This window comes from Marinobacter shunpengi (genome assembly GCF_045449695.1).
GTDB lineage: Bacteria > Pseudomonadota > Gammaproteobacteria > Pseudomonadales > Oleiphilaceae > Marinobacter.
This window is the reverse complement of the sequence record NZ_JBJJKZ010000007.1, coordinates 1-1,945: the sequence shown is the minus strand read 5'-3', so window position 1 is coordinate 1,945 and position 1,945 is coordinate 1. Positions and strand designations below refer to the sequence as shown.

2 protein-coding genes and 1 pseudogene are annotated in these 1,945 nt (G+C 56.0%); 2 read left to right on the top strand and 1 reads right to left on the bottom strand.

Annotated elements, in window-relative coordinates; genetic code table 11:
* A partial coding sequence (locus ACJO2E_RS05260; RefSeq protein WP_406962526.1) for an NADH-quinone oxidoreductase subunit N occupies positions 1–932 on the top strand: 932 nt, incomplete at its 5' end.
* 81 nt (positions 933–1,013) lie between these two features.
* Here ACJO2E_RS05260 and ACJO2E_RS05255 read toward each other — a convergent pair.
* Positions 1,014–1,601 carry an imm11 family protein gene (locus tag ACJO2E_RS05255; protein ID WP_406962524.1) on the bottom strand — a complete coding sequence of 196 codons (588 nt, stop codon included), beginning with the start codon at positions 1,599–1,601 and terminating at the stop codon, positions 1,014–1,016.
* A 165-nt stretch (positions 1,602–1,766) separates the two neighbouring features.
* Here ACJO2E_RS05255 and ACJO2E_RS05250 point away from each other — a divergent pair.
* Positions 1,767–1,945, top strand: a pseudogene (locus tag ACJO2E_RS05250) (proton-conducting transporter transmembrane domain-containing protein); the annotation flags it as partial.

Here is a 1,945-nt window from a genome sequence, read left to right as displayed (position 1 = left end):
TCGGCATGGCGCTGATCTATGCCCGCACCGGTCGCCTGGACCTGGCGGGCCTGGCCGCCGGGCTCGCCACCAGCCCGGACACCTGGACCCTGGCCGGCGCCGTGCTGATGCTGGTGGGCCTGGGCTTCAAACTGTCCATCGTGCCTTTCCATCTATGGACCCCGGATGTGTACCAGGGCGGCCCGGCCCCGGCCACTATCTTCCTGGCCACGGTAAGCAAGCTGGCGGTATTTATCCTGCTGGTGCGACTGGTGATGACCGCGCCCATCTTCGAAAGTGAGTGGTTACACACCCTGATCACCCTTCTGGCACTGATTACCATGCTCGGCGGTAACCTGCTGGCGCTGTTCCAGCCCAACCTGAAACGTCTGCTGGGTTACTCCTCCATCGCCCACTTCGGCTACCTGCTGGTGGCCATCGTGGTGGGCGGCACCATGGCAGTGGAAACCACCGGCGTCTACCTGATCACCTACCTGGTCACCACCCTTGCGGCGTTCGGTGTGGTTACCATGGTATCCAGTCCCTTTGGTGGCGAGGATGCTGCCGGCCTGCACCACTACCGCGGCCTGTTCTGGCGCCGGCCTTGGCTGGCGGCTGTGATGACCGTCAGCTTCCTGTCCCTGGCCGGCATCCCACTGACCGCCGGCTTTATCGGCAAGTTCTACGTGATTGCACTGGGTGTAGCCCACAGCCAGTGGTGGCTGGTGGGCGGCATCGTCGCCGGTAGCGCCATTGGGCTGTTCTATTACCTGCGGGTGATGGTGACCCTGTACCTGCCGGAGCCTGGGATGCGGCATCGGGATGCTGTGCATGACTGGGGGAGTCGGGTTGGGGGGTTGGCTCTTCTCGTGGTCGCGGTGCTGATTTTGGTTATTGGGGTTTATCCTGGGCCTGTTATTGATTGGGTTGTTGGGTTGGTTTGGGTTGGTTGACTTGGGCCGGAGGTAGGCCGTCTGTTCAGATGGAGCCCTCAAAAGCCGGTAGCAGTCGCGTCAGGGATGAGTCAGCCTGCCTTACGGCTTCTCGCTCAAAATGCCATCCCATTTTTCGGGCTTTATAAGCTTCATTCCCGATACGCCCAGACGTTGCAAATTATCAGCGATACGCCCCTCAAGTACGATTACGCGCTCAAACATATGCATGCGATAGATGTCACCAAAGCTTTCTTCCTTCAAAACCATAGTACCAACCTCTTCAATGTCTACGACCTCTCCATCTTCTTCCTCGACCTCTAAATCGCTTGCTGCAAAGTCGATGCAGTCTACCAACCCAATAATATTCATCACATAATAACCCTGTCCTGGCTGTGCACTTCGTTTCTCAGCAATGCTTGCAGGAAAGTACTGAGCCTGTACACCTAAGTCATCCAATACCTTTTTAAGTTTTTCGGAGACGACGGGTGCACCGAGGTCTGTGGCTGCAAAGTCCGTCATTTTCCCGAGTGGCAGGGTTTCACACCAAAACTCTAGGTTTGAAAGATCACAGTCGGAAGCTGATAACAATCTTCCCTTTTCCCAAATAAGCTCCATACACGAACAGTTAGATGTTCCGGTCAGAGAAGGGGATGTATCAACATCTGGAAATAGTAGCAATTTGGTCATTGCATAATCTCTATAAATTGGGACGCTTATAACTGGGACAGGCATTCTCAAAAGAACTTTTTGCTTATAGAAACAAAGTGAAAGAATTCACGCAAGCGTCGACGATGGCTGCAGGTGAACATAGCTAGAACATAGTTAGGACAGACACTCCCAAGACACCGCCCCCAGGAGGAGTTCTACCTGTTGCTGCTGTGCGCGGTGACCGACGCCCTGGGGCTGGTGGCCAGCAACCACCTGGCGAGCCTGTTCATCAGCCTGGAGCTGCTGTCCATGCCCCTGTACGGCATGCTGGCCTACAGCTTCCGGGCGGAACGGTCCCTGGAGGCGGGCATCAAGTACCTGAT

What these genes read in the sequence shown, in the direction of transcription:
- ACJO2E_RS05255 (WP_406962524.1), bottom strand. Translation starts at nt 1,601, where the DNA reads ATGACCAAATTGCTACTATTTCCAGATGTTGATACATCCCCTTCTCTG.